Origin of the sequence: Herbaspirillum aquaticum, from assembly GCF_002213425.1 — a bacterium.
GTDB lineage: Bacteria > Pseudomonadota > Gammaproteobacteria > Burkholderiales > Burkholderiaceae_D > Herbaspirillum > Herbaspirillum aquaticum.
In genome coordinates this window covers 74,001-89,075 of record NZ_NJGV01000024.1, presented here as the reverse complement: position 1 = coordinate 89,075, position 15,075 = coordinate 74,001, and the positions used below count along the sequence as shown (strand labels likewise).

General features: G+C 60.3%; 12 protein-coding genes. 7 read left to right on the top strand and 5 right to left on the bottom strand.

Annotated features, from left to right (window positions below):
* Positions 1–348: 348 nt before the first annotated feature.
* The 3 genes from CEJ45_RS20725 to CEJ45_RS20715 all read right to left on the bottom strand — a co-directional run bounded on the left by CEJ45_RS20725 (position 349) and on the right by CEJ45_RS20715 (position 2,527).
* A complete protein-coding gene (locus tag CEJ45_RS20725) occupies positions 349–1,116 on the bottom strand; it encodes a class II glutamine amidotransferase (protein WP_088756964.1) in 768 nt (255 codons plus the stop codon).
* Positions 1,117–1,335: 219 nt separating this feature from the next.
* Complete coding sequence (locus CEJ45_RS20720; RefSeq protein WP_088756963.1) at positions 1,336–1,653, bottom strand: hypothetical protein; 318 nt, start codon at positions 1,651–1,653, stop codon at positions 1,336–1,338.
* A 640-nt stretch (positions 1,654–2,293) separates the two neighbouring features.
* On the bottom strand, positions 2,294–2,527 hold the full coding sequence (locus tag CEJ45_RS20715) for a hypothetical protein (protein WP_034330420.1): 234 nt from the start codon (positions 2,525–2,527) through the stop codon (positions 2,294–2,296).
* Positions 2,528–2,695: 168 nt separating this feature from the next.
* Between CEJ45_RS20715 and CEJ45_RS20710 the strand changes: the two genes are divergently transcribed.
* Both CEJ45_RS20710 and CEJ45_RS20705 read left to right on the top strand, forming a co-directional pair.
* The gene (locus CEJ45_RS20710) at positions 2,696–3,655 is read left to right on the top strand and encodes a LysR family transcriptional regulator (RefSeq protein ID WP_034330421.1); all 960 of its coding nucleotides are present in this window, start codon (positions 2,696–2,698) and stop codon (positions 3,653–3,655) included.
* 129 nt (positions 3,656–3,784) lie between these two features.
* On the top strand, positions 3,785–5,821 hold the full coding sequence (locus CEJ45_RS20705) for an AsmA family protein (RefSeq protein WP_187697724.1): 2,037 nt from the start codon (positions 3,785–3,787) through the stop codon (positions 5,819–5,821).
* A gap of 815 nt (positions 5,822–6,636) precedes the next feature.
* Here the strand turns inward: CEJ45_RS20705 and CEJ45_RS20700 are convergent.
* Entirely contained in the window at positions 6,637–6,942 is a 306-nt protein-coding gene (locus CEJ45_RS20700; RefSeq protein WP_088756961.1) for a 2Fe-2S iron-sulfur cluster-binding protein, read from the bottom strand.
* Between the two features lie 449 nt (positions 6,943–7,391).
* On the bottom strand, positions 7,392–8,276 hold the full coding sequence (locus CEJ45_RS20695; RefSeq protein WP_088756960.1) for a LysR family transcriptional regulator: 885 nt from the start codon (positions 8,274–8,276) through the stop codon (positions 7,392–7,394).
* 293 nt (positions 8,277–8,569) lie between these two features.
* Between CEJ45_RS20695 and CEJ45_RS20690 the strand changes: the two genes are divergently transcribed.
* The 5 genes from CEJ45_RS20690 to CEJ45_RS20670 all read left to right on the top strand — a co-directional run bounded on the left by CEJ45_RS20690 (position 8,570) and on the right by CEJ45_RS20670 (position 14,935).
* Entirely contained in the window at positions 8,570–10,081 is a 1,512-nt protein-coding gene (locus CEJ45_RS20690; RefSeq protein WP_088756959.1) for a CoA-acylating methylmalonate-semialdehyde dehydrogenase, read from the top strand.
* A 96-nt stretch (positions 10,082–10,177) separates the two neighbouring features.
* Positions 10,178–11,797: a GMC family oxidoreductase gene (locus CEJ45_RS20685; RefSeq protein WP_088756958.1), complete on the top strand. Its 1,620-nt coding sequence runs from the start codon at positions 10,178–10,180 to the stop codon at positions 11,795–11,797.
* 212 nt (positions 11,798–12,009) lie between these two features.
* Positions 12,010–12,780 (top strand): ABC transporter ATP-binding protein, encoded by a 771-nt coding sequence (locus CEJ45_RS20680; protein WP_088756957.1) that lies wholly within the window; start codon positions 12,010–12,012, stop codon positions 12,778–12,780.
* Positions 12,781–12,809: 29 nt separating this feature from the next.
* Positions 12,810–13,538, top strand: a complete 729-nt coding sequence (locus CEJ45_RS20675; protein WP_034335281.1) for an ABC transporter ATP-binding protein — start codon at positions 12,810–12,812, stop codon at positions 13,536–13,538.
* 188 nt (positions 13,539–13,726) lie between these two features.
* On the top strand, positions 13,727–14,935 hold the full coding sequence (locus CEJ45_RS20670) for an ABC transporter substrate-binding protein (RefSeq protein WP_088756956.1): 1,209 nt from the start codon (positions 13,727–13,729) through the stop codon (positions 14,933–14,935).
* Positions 14,936–15,075: the final 140 nt, after the last annotated feature.

The following is a 15,075-nucleotide window of genomic DNA, read 5'->3' as shown; positions in this document are numbered from 1 at the left end:
GGACGGGCCTGTGGACGAAGTCGTCCGGGCGCGAAACGAGGGACGCATTTTACTCCGGTAAACTGAAGTTATCCACAGGCGAACCGGCAAAAAACCCTGAAAAACTTGATCTATCCACAGGCTGCGCAGCAGCCATCTGCGTCGCGTTCACGCAAAGGCGCTTGAGGGGCGGGTGATAGGGGGACAGAGTGGTGCGCTTGTGGAAAACACAAGCTCATCCTTGGGGACGAGGTTTTTTGTAACAGCCTGTGCAAAACACGGGAGCAGGCAGGATCCTGTCCCCGATTTTCCCTGTGGACAAATGAAATGCCGTGAAATTCAGGCTGTGGACAAGATAACTGGCCGGCCTCAATCGACCACGGCCCCGTCGACAAAGACCTTCATTTCACCGGCCTGGTATTGCGTCCAGACTTCATTATTGGTCAGCGGCTGGGTGACGATCACGGCCACCCGGTCATGGGTGGTGGTGACTTCCGAAAAATCGACCGACAGATCCTCATCCGAGAGCTTGGCCTTGGCAAAGGGATGCTGGCGGACGATGTAATAGAGATTGGTGGAGCAGTGGGTGTACAGCGCCGAGCCATCCGAGAGCAGCATGTTGAAGGTGCCATGGCTGGCGATGCCGTCGACGATCTCGCGCAACGCCACGCGCAGGTCGGCCAGCAAGGGCAGGGTATCGCCAAAGCGCTTGCGCATCTCCTGCAGGATGAAGCAGAAGGCCAGTTCACTATCGGTGGTGCCGACCGGCCGGAAAGGCCCGTCCAGCGTGGGGGTGAAGTTTTTCAGGTCACCATTGTGGGCAAACACCCAATAGCGGCCCCAGAGTTCGCGCACGAAGGGATGGCAGTTGGCCAGCGTGACGCGGCCTTGGGTGGCCTTGCGGATATGGGCGATGACATGCTGCGACTTGATCGGATAGCGCTTGATCAGCTCGGCCACCGGCGAATCCACGGCGGCCTGGTGATCGACGAAGGTGCGTACCCCGGAGCCCTCGAAGAAGGCGATCCCCCAGCCATCGCGGTGATGGTCGGTCAGCCCGCCACGGGTGGCAAAGCCGGTGAAGCTGAAGACGATGTCGGTGGGGGTGTTGCAGTTCATCCCGAGAAGCTGGCACATGATGTCTTGCGGTAAGGCTGTAAGGATAGTCAGATGGACAAGTTATCACGATTGCCGCCGCCCATGACGCGGGCTGTGGACAAAAAAAGCCCCGCGAGCTTGCGCTGGCGGGGCTAATCCTTCCTAAAGAGGGAGGAGGAGACACAGTACGACCTACAAAACTTCAACTACACGACCAGAAGCCGGTGGGCCTCGAACTACGGTCAGGCGGGGACTGGATCAGTCACGCGCGGCCATGTTGCGCAGTTCGGCGGCAAAACTTGGTTGGGACAGGCTGTATTCGTTGGCCATGCGGTTCAACATCATCTTGCCGCTGAACTTGTGCGCCAGGATGCGTTGCTCCAGCGACTTGCGCGGCTTGACCAGCAGCACGGCGGCTTGCGCCAGTCCCAGGATCAGCGGCTTGAACACCATCACCAGGGTCACCAGTGCACCCAGACCCAGCGCCGGACGGACATAAGCCGCCATCAAACCGAGGAAGGACTGCGCGAAGGGCAGGGCTGCTTCTGCGGGAAAGGCCAGGTTCAGGAAGGACATGATATTTCTACCTCTGATAATCAGGCCGCGGCACGATTGCGCGGCGTTCAAGTTCACTGTTGTTGCGTCGCAGTATGATGGTTCGCCTCCTGTATGACTACTTTAGAGTTCTCATATCAGTTATAGCGTTTGTGAATAAAGCGGTTTCTGGCCACAAAATTCTTCATATCGCCCCGGAACCCGCTTCAAGCGGGAGACAAGATCACCAGGGTGTGCCGATGAAGTCGTCCGGGCGGCCCTTTCTTGACGGCACTGATGCAGATTTACAACGGGGTTTGACGCCAAGGCCGGGCGCGCTGAATATCTGGCATGGGGAATCGGGCGAAACGCTCATATCCGGCGATGCGGAGATGAAGCCTCCAAGGACAGGAAGCCCGCCGGTTGCGGCTTGTCGCGGACCCACGAAAAAAAACCCCACAGGCTGGGCCTGCGGGGTTAATCCTTCCTAAAGAGGGAGGAGGAGACAACGGATCGGTGTCCTGACGCGTTGATCGAATCAGCGTCAACATAAGCGCCGTACGCGCCGGGAACTACCGAAATCCTTCACTACCGGCATCGGCCGCTCGGGGCTGATGCCAAGGTCACGCAGAAGTCATGCGCGACCGGTAAAACTTGAATCTGGTGAAGCAGAAACCTTCAATTAACCGCGCGAAGCGATGAAGCGCAGTTCAGCAGCCAGGTTCGGCTGGGTGGCTTCGAACTTGTCGGCCATGCGGTTCAGCTGGCGGGCGCCGGTAGCGCGATCCTGTTCGGCGGCGACCAGAGCAACGGCTTGCAGCTCGTGGGCCTTGACGAAGTGGATGAAGATGTTGCGCATGACGGCGGCGAACTTGCTCTTGAAGGTGCTGTTGGTGCTTTGTGCGATGGTTGCCATGATTCGATCCTTGACGTTGTGTGTTATGTTGCATTGCAGTGTAGTGAACTCACATTTGTTTGCCCACTTTCCGTTTCGGATATCAGTTATATAATTTGTGAATAATCTTTCTGCCGGCGATCACCGGCGTCCATACTGCCTCTCCTTACCGCCGCAAAGGCCCGCCCTATGAGCTTTCTCACCCTGGACCTGAACCTGTTGCGCGTATTCGACGCCGTCATGACCGAGCAGAACCTCACGCGCGCCGCCAATTTGCTGGCCATGACGCAGCCGGCTGTCTCCAATGCGCTACGCCGCCTGCGCGACACCCTCAACGATGACCTGGTCATTCGCACCGCCCACGGTGTGAAGCCCACGCCGCGCGCCGAAGAGCTGTGGCCGACGGTGCGCCGGGCGCTATCGGAGCTGGAAGCGGTGATCGCGCCGGAAAGCTTCGACATTTCGCGCGCCCAGAACACCTTCCGGATGGCGATGGTCGATGCCACGGCCGCGCTGTGGCTGCCCTCGCTGGTGCGCACCATCATGCGCGACGCCCCGCGCATCAAGATCCGCATGATGCCGTTGACGACCCGCGACCCGCGCGCCATGCTGCTGCGCGGCGACATTGACCTGGCCGTAGGTTTCTTCCCCGGCGTGACCGCCCAGCTGGCCGATGGCCAGGGCATGGCCAAGAGCCAGATCAGTCATGCGCGGCTCTATACCGGGCAATATGTCTGCGTGATGCACAAGAACCATCCGCTGGCCGGCCAGCCGCTGACGCTGGACAGTTATTGCAGCGCCGACCACCTGCTGGTGAGCCTGTCCGGCAAACCCCATGCGGTCATCGATGACGTGCTGGCGGGCATGAACCGCGAGCGCAAGATCCTGCTGACGGTGAACCAGTTCTTCACGGCCGGGCGCATCGTGGCCAGCTCCGAGCTCATCACCGTGCTGCCGCGCCACCTGGTGGCCGCCACCGGCATGGCCGAGGCGCTGGTGGTGAAGGAATTGCCCTTCCAGACCCCGGAAGAACACGTGGACATGCTCTGGCATGAACGCGACGCCCGCAATCCGGCCCACAAGTGGCTGCGTGCGCACTTGTCTGCAACAACCCATGACGAATTCGGTCGTATCAACATGAAGCGCTGATGCAGCGCGTGCGGACAACGGCTTTCCCGAACTGATTCATCCACAGGCGTCCCGGAGACAGGCGCCTGGAAAACCGTCCCCCGCGCGCATCGGCGCCTGTTGATAACCCCAACCAGGGAAGCCGACCCGATGCCGCGCCTGACCAGAATCCTCCTTTGGCTGCTTGCCAGCCTCCTCCTCGTGATCGCCGCCGCGGTCATTTTCATCCTCACCTTCGACTGGAACCGGGCCAAGCCCTGGATCAATACCCGCGTCTCCGAGGCCACTGGGCGCGAGTTCGCCATCGACGGCAATCTCTCCCTGCATTGGCAGCGGCCGGAGCCGACCACCCCGCCGGCGGGATTCTGGGCGCGCTGGGTACCGTGGCCGCGCTTGCAGGCGGAGAACCTGCGCCTGGGCAATCCGGCAGCCTTCGCCAGCTCGGGGCAGATGGCGACGGTGCGGCAGGTCACTTTCACGCTCAATCCCTTGCCGCTGCTTGTGCACAAGATTTCCCTGCCGTCGCTGGAGGTGCAGGATCCTTCCGTATCGCTGCTGCGCAACCGCGAGGCTGTGAACAACTGGACCTTCAAGACCGACAGCGGCACGCCGTCTTCCTGGCAGCTGCAACTGGGCCGCATCAGCCTGCGCCAGGGCAAGCTTGCGCTCGACGACGCTGTGCAAAAGATCAATATCAAGGCCGACATCGACACCCTCGATCACGGCAAGGAAAAAGTCTACGGACTGGGCTGGAAGCTGGCCGGCAGTTTCAACGGCGCGCCGGTGTCGGGAGAGGGCAAGGCCGGCGGGGTACTTTCGCTGCAGGACCAGCAGCAACCGTATCCGCTGCAGGCACAGGTGAAGGTCGGCAAGACCGCCATCGGCGTGCGCGGCACCCTGACCAAGCCGGCTGAACTGGCCGCGCTGGACTTGCGGCTCTCGATTGCGGGTGCCAGCATGGGCAATCTCTATCCGCTGACCGGCGTGCTGCTGCCGGAAACGCCGCCCTTTGCCACCGAGGGTCGCCTGATCGGCAAGATCTCGCCGGAACGCAGCGAATGGCATTACCAGGACTTCAGCGGCAAGGTCGGCGACAGCGATCTCAACGGCAGCCTGGACTACCTGACCGGTGGCGCACGTCCCCAACTGACTGGCGCGCTGACGTCCAATGTGCTGCGCTTTGACGACCTGGCCCCGTTGATCGGCGCCGACTCCAACGCCGAGAAAGCCCAGCGCGGCGCGGAGGAGCGCCAGCCCGGTGACAAGGTACTGCCCGTCAAGACCTTCAGTACCGATGCCTGGGGCGCGCTGGATGCCGATGTGCGCTTCACGGGAAAAAGCATCACGCGCCAGAAAGGACTGCCCATCAGCGACCTGCAGGCGCACCTGATCCTAAAGGACAAGGTGCTCACGCTTGATCCCCTGAACTTCGGCGTGGCCGGCGGCCATCTCACCTCCACCATCCGGCTGGACGGCCAGGGGGCGCGGATGAAGTCCGAGATGAAGCTCTCTGCACGCAAGCTGAAGATCCAGAAACTCTATCCCCAGCTCGATGCCTCGCGCACCAGCTTCGGCGAGATCAACGGCGATGCGAAGCTGAGCGCCACCGGCAACTCGGTGGCCGCCATGCTGGGTTCGGCCAATGGCGAAGTGAAGACCCTGGTCAACCAGGGCGCCATCAGCAAATTCCTGCTGGAGGCGGCCGGGCTCAATGTGGGCAACGTGGTCATCAGCAAGCTGTTCGGCGACAAGGAGGTCAAGCTCAATTGCCTGGCCGGCGACCTGCCAGTGCATGACGGCGTTATGACCGTGAAGACCCTGCTGCTGGACACCGAAGATGCCCTGATCGTGGTCGATGGCAGCATCGACATGAAGCGCGAACTGCTGGACCTGAACGTTCATCCGCGCAGCAAGGGCTTGCGCATCATCTCGCTGCGCTCCCCGCTGTACGTGAAGGGCAGCTTCAAGAATCCGGATGTGGGCGTGGACAAGGGGGTACTGGCCCTGCGTGCCGGTGGTGCCGTGGCACTGGGCCTGCTGGCACCGGTGACGGCCATCCTGCCCCTCATCAATATCGACGGTGACCAGAAGGCCGAGTGTGGCCAATTACTGGAAGAAGTGAAGAAAGCACCGCAGGCGCCTCCACCGGGCAAAAGCACTGTGCAAAAGCGCGCGCCTAAAAATTAGGCAGCTGCAAAACGTGAAGATTCTTGCCGCCGGGCCAGGGGATAACTTTCCTGGCCCGGTGTCATTTCAGGGCTGCATCTTGTCGCTTGCAGTACGTACGCTTTTGATGCCTGTGGAGAAAATCCCCTCAAACCCGGGCCTAGCTACCCTTTTGGGCGGTCCGACGGGGGTAAATCGGTGACCAAATGTCCGAAATCGGTGACTTCTCGAAAATCTTTATCCGCCAGCATCGAATCCATCAAATTCGGAACTGCCTGTGGATAAAGTTCTGAATAACTTTTTCATCGTTTGGGGAAAAGTCAAAAAGTTATCCAAAGGCGGATTTTTATCCAAGATCGGTTATGGGCTCATACAGAGCTTGCCCAAGGCTTTGTCCTTTGCGTAAACGGCTGATTTTTCTTGTGTAAACCAAGTTATCCACAGTACCCCGGGGACGTTAACCATCACTACTAATTTTATAAACAGCTTAGATTTAAAGCCTAAGCGCGCGCGCTTTCGCACGCGACGCGGCTTGGTCACCAGGACATCGGAGGCACGACTGACTTGGCCAAAACGCCGTCATTCGGGGATCCAGGCGCTGGAACCGGAAGAAAAAAGCGGCTGCACACAGGTTTTCAGGGGGGATTGCCCGCAGCTGCCCTGGATGAGGCCGTGCGCAACGCCAGCAAAAAGAACGCAGGGTGCAGAGCGCTGTGGAAAAGAAAGCCAGCCAAGGCCCTGTACGGTGGCTTCGCCAGCTTTTTTTATCCACAGGAGAGGGCGGGATGGGGGTGTGAGCTCAATAACGGCCGGTGCTGATGACCGCAGTGGATAAATCAGCCGGCCTTCAGGTCGACCGCGCCCCGGACATCGAGCACCAGGTCGCTGCGGGCCTCGGCCACGCACGGCAGGATCCAGCCTTCGGCCTTTTCTTCGCGTGCAAGACCGGGCCATTCGATCTGGTATTCAATCTCGCCTGTGGACAATTTGCACATGCAGGTCCGGCAAGTGCCATTGCGGCAAGAGTTGGGAAGCCGGACGCCGGCTCGCAAGCCAGATTGCAACAAGGACATTCCAGCAACTTGTTCAAATTGCAAACCCACGGGCTGGATTTCTATCAAGAATGCTTTTTTGGGGTCCATGCCGTGATTTTCCGGGGTTTGAAGGCCGCCTGTGGATAAGTCTCTGCATATCCGCTGGGCGTTTTGGGTATATCTCGCTGATTTATCCACGGCCGAAAAATTGTCCAGAATCTGTGCCTCGGCAATGCAGAAGCTTACCAAGCGTTTATCAGAAAGCTAAAGTCTTGATTTTTTTCGTGTAAACTGAGTTATCCACAGTTTTCGGCGACGTTAACAACTACTACTACTTATATATATCCACATCTAAATTAAAGAACCGAAAGCGCGTGCGCAGTGGACATCTTTCCAAAAAATTGGCTTTCAAACACCAAAACCCGCTGAAAAGCCCTTGGCAAGCCGCTGATCAGCTAGAAAAGTCCTTCAGGTTCGGCAGGAAGACGGTGATTTCAGAGCATGATTTCCATGGAGCAACCACCGGAGATGTCTTCAAAGCAAGTTTCTTTACAGTTTCAGCTCTGCCAGACTTGTTGCAGCAATTGGAAAACAGCCTTGATAGCCGCTTCATGTTGTCTTTTTTCTAATGTAATGAAGCTCAGTTCGGTCGACAGTTCGACCGCATCCGCAATCACCAAGCCATGGGCGTGCGCTTGGCTCAAGGCGATGGACTCCCGCGCCAGCGAAAGCCCGACCCCGGATTTCACCAGGTCGAGCATGGAGGATTCCTGGTCCACCAGGGCAACGGTCTGAGGTTTTGTCTGATTTTGAGCGAAGATCTTGCTTAATAGGCGATGATGTGCGGATTCTGGCGGGGTCCAGATCCACGGCAAGCGCGCCAGTTCTTTCCAGCCTTTCCCCGACACGCGATTTTTCCAGCCAGCCGGGGCGATGACGTTGTAGCTGAATGAAGTCAGCGTCATGGCATGAAAGCCCTTGCCGGGGTCGCCCAGGAAAAATCCGACGTCCAGCTTGCCCGCGCGCACTTCGTTGAGAACCGAACCCGACATGTGATGCGACAACTGGGTCGACAACTGCGGATGCCGCTCGACCAGCAACTTCAGGAAAGCACCGAGCCGGATGAATTCCGGATCGAGGATGGTGCCGATGGCCAGGCTGCCGGAAAGAAGGTTGTCGCTGGAACGCAATCCGGTCGCATGACGCCGCAATTCCTGGACATCGCCCAGCACCCGTTCGGCGAAAGGGAGCAAGGTATTGCCCTCGGCGGTGAGGACCATGCCGGATGCACTCCGATTGAACAAGGCCAGGCCCAGGCTTTCCTGCAGCGCCTTGATCTGCAGACTCACCGCGGGCTGGGTCAGATGCAGCTTTTCCGCGGCCCGGGTCAGGTTGCCTTCGTGGGCCACTGCGATAAAAGCACGTAATTGCGTCAGATCGATGGTCTTCTTCCGTGATCGCTCAGCATTTCAAGCAGGCCGGGATGTGGATAAGCCCGTGGATATCCCGGTGTATAGCTTGTGAGGATCTTGTGGGTAGCGTGTGAACAATCAGGAGATGATTATAAGCATTCTTTATATTGCTCTTGATAATTCCTCATTGGATGCGAAGCCGGCAGGCGACTATTCTTGCTCTTCCATGCCAATCGTCCGTCGGGGTGACGGACTGGCCCGCTTGCAGGAGGGAGCAGGAGACAGCACCTTCCACCTTCATTGAAAACACCAAAGGAAACCTTATGAGCCTCCCGCAGATCGATCACTTCATCAATGGCCAGATTTCCCGCTCCGAGAGCGGCCGCAGCCAGGATGTCTTCAACCCGGCCACCGGTGGGGCCACGGCCAAGGTGTCCCTGGCCTCGGTGCAGGAGGTCAATGCGGCCGTGGCCGCTGCCAGTGCTGCGGCACCGGCCTGGGCCGAGACGGCACCGTTGAAGCGGGCGCGGGTGCTGTTCAAGTTCAAGGAGCTGATCGAGCAGAACCACGATGCCCTGGCCAAGGCGATCACGCTGGAACATGGCAAGGTGTTCTCGGATGCGAAAGGGGAGGTCACGCGCGGCCTGGAGATCGTCGAATTCGCCACCGGCATCCCGCAACTGCTCAAGACCCAGTTCACCGACAACATCGGCGGCGGCATCGACAACTGGAACCTGCGCCAGCCGCTGGGCGTGACGGCCGGCATCACGCCGTTCAACTTCCCGGTGATGGTGCCGCTGTGGATGGCGCCGATTGCCATTGCCACCGGCAACAGCTTCGTGCTCAAGCCCTCCGAGCGCGATCCTTCACCTTCGCTGATGCTGGCTGAACTGTTCAAGCGCGCCGGCCTGCCCGATGGCGTCTTCAACGTGGTGCAGGGCGACAAGGTGGCCGTGGATGCGCTGCTGGAGCATCCGGAGGTACAGGCGGTGTCCTTCGTCGGTTCCACCCCGATTGCCGAATACATCTACCGCAAGGCCACCGAGCGCGCCGGCACCTTCCCGCTGCGCGCCCAGGCATTGGGCGGCGCCAAGAACCACCTGGTGGTCATGCCCGATGCCAACCTGGAACAAGCCGTGGATGCCCTGATCGGTGCGGCCTATGGTTCGGCCGGCGAACGCTGCATGGCGATCTCGGTGGCGGTGGCCGTGGGCAGCGTGGCCGACAAGCTGGTGGAAGCCTTGATCCCGCGCGTGAAGGCGCTCAAGGTCAAGAACGGCATGGAAGACGATGCCGAGATGGGCCCGCTGGTCACCGCCGCCCACAAGGCCAAGGTGGAGGGTTATATCCAGAGCGGCGTGGATGCCGGTGCCAAGCTGCTGGTCGATGGCCGCGGCCTGAAGGTGCCGGGCCATGAGGAAGGATTCTTCATCGGCGGCACGCTCTTCGACCATGTCACCACCGAGATGAAGATCTACCAGGAAGAAATCTTCGGCCCGGTGCTGTGCGTGGTGCGCGTGCCGGACTTCGCGTCGGCCGTGCAGCTGATCAATGCGCACGAGTACGGCAATGGCGTCTCGCTCTTTACGGCCGACGGCAATACGGCGCATGAATTCTCGCGCCGCATCCAGGTCGGCATGGTCGGCATCAACGTGCCCATCCCGGTACCGATGGCCTGGCATTCCTTCGGCGGCTGGAAGCGTTCGCTCTTTGGCGATACCCATGCCTATGGCGAAGAGGGCATCCGCTTCTACACGCGCTACAAGTCCATCATGCAGCGCTGGTCGGCCACCATCGGCAAGGGGGCCGAGTTCACCATGCCGGTGGCGAAGTAAGCAGGGTGGCGGCCGCCTCTTGCCAGGGCAGGGGGCGGCGGCAGACGACAAGATCACAAGATCACAAGATCACAAGAACAAGCCAGCGGAGACACCATGCAATCGGCAGGGCAATACGACTACATCATCATTGGCGCCGGCACTGCCGGCTGCGTCATGGCCAACCGGCTCTCGCGCCAGACCGGCAAGAAGGTCCTGCTGCTGGAAGCGGGTGCCAAGGACGACTACATCTGGATCCATATTCCGGTCGGCTATCTCTACTGCATCAACAATCCGCGTACCGACTGGATGTTCCGCACCGAGGCCGATCCGGGCCTCAACGGCCGCAGCCTGATCTACCCGCGCGGCAAGGTGCTGGGCGGCTGCTCTTCCATCAACGGCATGATCTACATGCGTGGCCAGGCACGTGATTACGATCACTGGGCCGAGGTCACGGGCGACGACAGCTGGCGCTGGCAGAACGTGCTTCCCTTGTTCAAGAAGAGCGAGGATTACCACCTCGGCGCCAGCCAGTTCCACGGTGCCGGCGGTGAATGGCGCGTGGAGAAGCAGCGCCTGCGCTGGGACATCCTCGATGCCTTCCGTGATGCGGCCGCCGAGAATGGCATCCCCAAGGTCGAGGACTTCAACTGTGGCGACAACGAGGGTTGTGGCTACTTCGACGTCAACCAGAAGCGCGGCGTGCGCTGGAACGCTTCCAAGGCCTTCCTGCGGCCTGCCATGAAGGATGGCAACCTCACCATCATGACCGGCTCGCACGTGAGCCGCCTGCGCATGGAGCAGGGCGAACAGGGGCCGGTCTGCACCGGCGTCGAATTCACCGGCGGTGGCAGCGCCTGGTTTGCCGAAGCCCGGGAAACCATCCTGTGCGCGGGGGCCATCGGTTCGCCGCATATCCTGCAGATGTCGGGCATCGCCGATCCTGCGCTGCTGCAACAGCACCAGATCCCGGTGGTGCAGGCGCTGCCGGGCGTGGGCGAGAACCTGCAGGATCACCTGCAGATGCGCATGGTCTTCAAGGTCGATGGTGCCAGGACTCTCAACGCCATGGCCTCGACCCTGGTCGGCAAGATGAAGATCGGGCTGGAATACCTGCTCATGCAAAGCGGGCCGATGTCGATGGCGCCCTCGCAGCTGGGCGCCTTCGCCAAATCCGATGCGCAGCAGGCCAGCGCCAACCTGCAGTATCACGTTCAGCCGCTGTCGCTGGAAAAATTCGGCGACCCGCTGCATGCCTTCCCGGCCTTCACGGCCAGCGTGTGCAACCTGCGTCCGACCTCGCGCGGCCACGTGCGCCTGGGCTCGACCGATCACGCCCTGGCACCCAGGATCACCACCAACTATCTCTCCACCGAAGAAGACCTCAAGGTTGCCGCCAACGCGCTGCGCCTGACCCGCCGCATCGCGGCCTCGCCGGCGCTGTCGCGTTATCGCCCCGAGGAATACAAGCCCGGCACGCAGTATGAAAGTGAAGCCGATTTGTATCGCGCTGCCGGTGATGTGGGCACCACCATCTTCCATCCGGTCGGTACCTGCCGCATGGGCCGCAGCGATGATGCGATGGCCGTGGTCGACGCCCAATGCCGGGTGCGCGGCGTGTCAGGATTGAGCGTGGCCGATGCCTCCGTGATGCCCTCCATCACCTCCGGCAACACCAATTCCCCGACTGTCATGATCGCCGAGAAAGTCGCGTCCAGCCTGCTTTCCCGGGCTTGAGACGGCAATTCCCAGCCGCTGGACCATACGGTACTTATACGTATTGTATGAATGGTACGAACCGGCTACTATGCGCCAAATATTAAAACTAGCTTCTCGATTCGCCAGGTAAACAACGCGGTTCCTGAATCCAAAAGATTCAGTTTGTCCGCAGCAGGCAGGCCTTGACGACCGGATCCACCGGCGCGGGCATCAAAGGGAAAGAAGAGACCATGACAGACGTCATTCTGGAGACACGAAACCTGACGAAGGAATTCAAGGGTTTCACGGCAGTAAGCGCGGTCAACCTGCAAATTGAGCGCGGTCACATTCATGCCTTGATCGGCCCCAATGGCGCCGGCAAGACCACTTGCTTCAACCTCCTGACCAAGTTCCTGGTACCGACCTCGGGCCAGATCCTGTTCAACGGCAGAGACATCACCATGGATGCGCCGGCGCAGATCGCGCGCCAGGGCATCATTCGCTCCTTCCAGATTTCCGCCGTCTTCCCGCACATGAGCGTGCTGGAAAACGTGCGCATCGGCCTGCAGCGCAAGCTCGGTACCTCCTTCCATTTCTGGAAGAACGGCGAGAGCCTGAAGCAGCTCGACGAGCGCGCCATGCAGCTGCTGGAAGAGGTGGACCTGACCAGTTTTGCCCGCACCACCACGGTGGACCTTCCCTACGGCCGCAAGCGCGCCCTGGAGATCGCCACCACCCTGGCCATGGAGCCGGAACTGATGCTGCTGGACGAACCGACCCAGGGCATGGGCCACGAAGACGTGGACCGCGTCACCGCACTGATCAAGAAGGTCTCGGCCGGCCGTACCATCCTCATGGTGGAGCACAACATGAGCGTGATCTCCGGTATCTGCGACCGCATCAGCGTGCTGCAACGTGGTGCGCTGCTGGCTGAAGGCAGCTATGAAGAAGTCTCGCGCAATCCGCAGGTGATGGAAGCCTACATGGGCAGCACATCGGCCGAACTGCAAGGGGCTCACTGATGAGTACCGCCACCATGAATGCTGATGCCATGACGACGTCTTCTTCTTCCGCGCCGCTGGTGCTGCAGATCAGCGATCTGCAATCCTGGTACGGCGAATCGCACATCCTGCACAACGTCAACCTCAACGTCCACCAGGGCGAGGTGGTCACGCTGCTGGGCCGCAATGGCGCCGGCCGCACCACCACGCTGCGTTCCATCATGGGCCTGGTCGGTACCCGCAAGGGCAGCATCAAGATCAACGGCCAGGAAACCATCAACCTGGCCACCCACAAGATCGCCCACTACGGCGTGGGTTACTGCCCGGAAGAGCGGGGCATCTTCTCCTCGCTCTCGGCCGAAGAAAACCTGATGCTGCCGCCCTTCGTCTCCAAGACTGACAAGGGCATGTCCATCGACGAGATCTACGAGATGTTCCCCAACCTGAAGGAACGTCGCAACAGCCAGGGCACGCGCCTGTCCGGTGGTGAACAGCAGATGCTGGCGGTGGCCCGCATCCTGCGCACCGGTGCCCGCCTGCTGCTGCTCGACGAGATCTCCGAAGGCCTGGCCCCGGTCATCGTGCAGGCCTTGGCCCGCATGATCACTACGCTCAAGGCCAAGGGCTACACCATCGTCATGGTCGAGCAGAACTTCCGCTTCGCCGCGCCGCTGGCTGATCGCTTCTATGTGATGGAACACGGCCAGATCGTCGAATCCTTCGCTTCCTCCCAGCTGGAAGCGAAGATGCAGACCTTGAACGAACTGCTCGGCGTTTAAGCACCGCTCCCCGGCAATGCACTGCATTGCCGGGTCCGGCCTCCAGATTTTTCCGGTATCACCAGCTTCACGACTAGAAGAAGTACTGCCAACAAGTACGTCCGCGGGGGTGAGCGATCCTCTCCCCGTTCCACCAAGTTGTCTCGCATCGAAATCATCAAGCGGGCTTCATAACAGAGGAGATGAAAATGAAACTCAAGGCAATGGCACTGGCCGTTACCGCAGCTGCTGCGGCATTCGCGACCGCGCCGGCTTCGGCACAGATCTCGGGTGATGTGATCAAGATCGGTTTCATTACCGATATCTCGGGCGTGTATTCGGACATCGACGGCCAGGGTGGCGCCGAAGCCATCAAGATGGCCATCGCCGACATGGGCGGTTCCATCAACGGCAAGAAGATCGAACTGGTCGTGGCCGACCACCAGAACAAGGCCGACGTGGCCGCCAGCAAGGCCCGTGAATGGTTCGACCAGCAGGGCGTGGATGTGTTGATCGGTGGCACCAACTCCGGCACCGCCCTGGCCAGCGCCAAGGTCGCAGCCGAAAAGAAGAAAGTCTATTTCTCGGTCGGTGCTGGCACCGCCCGCCTGACCAATGAAGAGTGCTCGCCCTATACCGTGCACTACGCCTACGACACCGTGGCCCTGGCCAAGGGCACCGGTTCGGCGGTGGTGAAGCAGGGCGGCAAGAGCTGGTTCTTCCTGACCGCTGACTACGCCTTCGGCCACTCGCTGGAATCCGATACCGCCAACGTCGTGAAGGCCTCCGGCGGCACCGTGGTGGGCTCGGTCAAGCACCCGCTGGGCGCCTCCGACTTCTCCTCCTTCCTGCTGCAGGCACAGAGCTCCAAGGCCCAGATCATCGGCCTGGCCAACGCCGGTGGCGACTTCATCAACTCGGTGAAGGCGGCCAACGAGTTCGGCATCACCAAGACGGCCAAGCTGGCGGGCCTGCTGGTGTTCATCAACGACGTGCATTCGCTGACCCTGAAGAACACTGAAGGCCTGTACCTGACCGACAGCTGGTACTGGGACTCCAACGAGGAAACCCGTGCCTTCGCCAAGCGCTACTTCGCCGTGCGCAAGAAAATGCCGTCTTCCCTGCAGGCTGGCGATTACTCGGCCGCGCTGCAGTACCTGAAGGTCGTCAAGGAAATCGGTACCGATGATTCCGACAAGGTCATGGCGGCACTGCGCAAGGCCAAGTTCAACGACCTGTACCAGAAGAACGGCTACCTGCGCGCCGACGGCCGCGTGGTGCACGACATGTACCTGTACCAGGTGAAGGCCCAGGCCGATTCGAAGTATCCGTGGGACTACTACAAGCTGGTGCAGACCATTCCGGCAGAGCAGGCGTGGACCACCAAGGCCGAATCCAAGTGCGCGGCCTGGAAGTAATCCTTTCGCATCGAGCTGCACGCATCAAGCAGTAAGGCCATCGCACAGCCAGCAAAATCTGTCATTTCTGTTCACGCGGGGATGGCAGATTTTTGCTGTAAGCGGTGGCGTTCTTCACCCATCTGGATGAACGGGTTTTT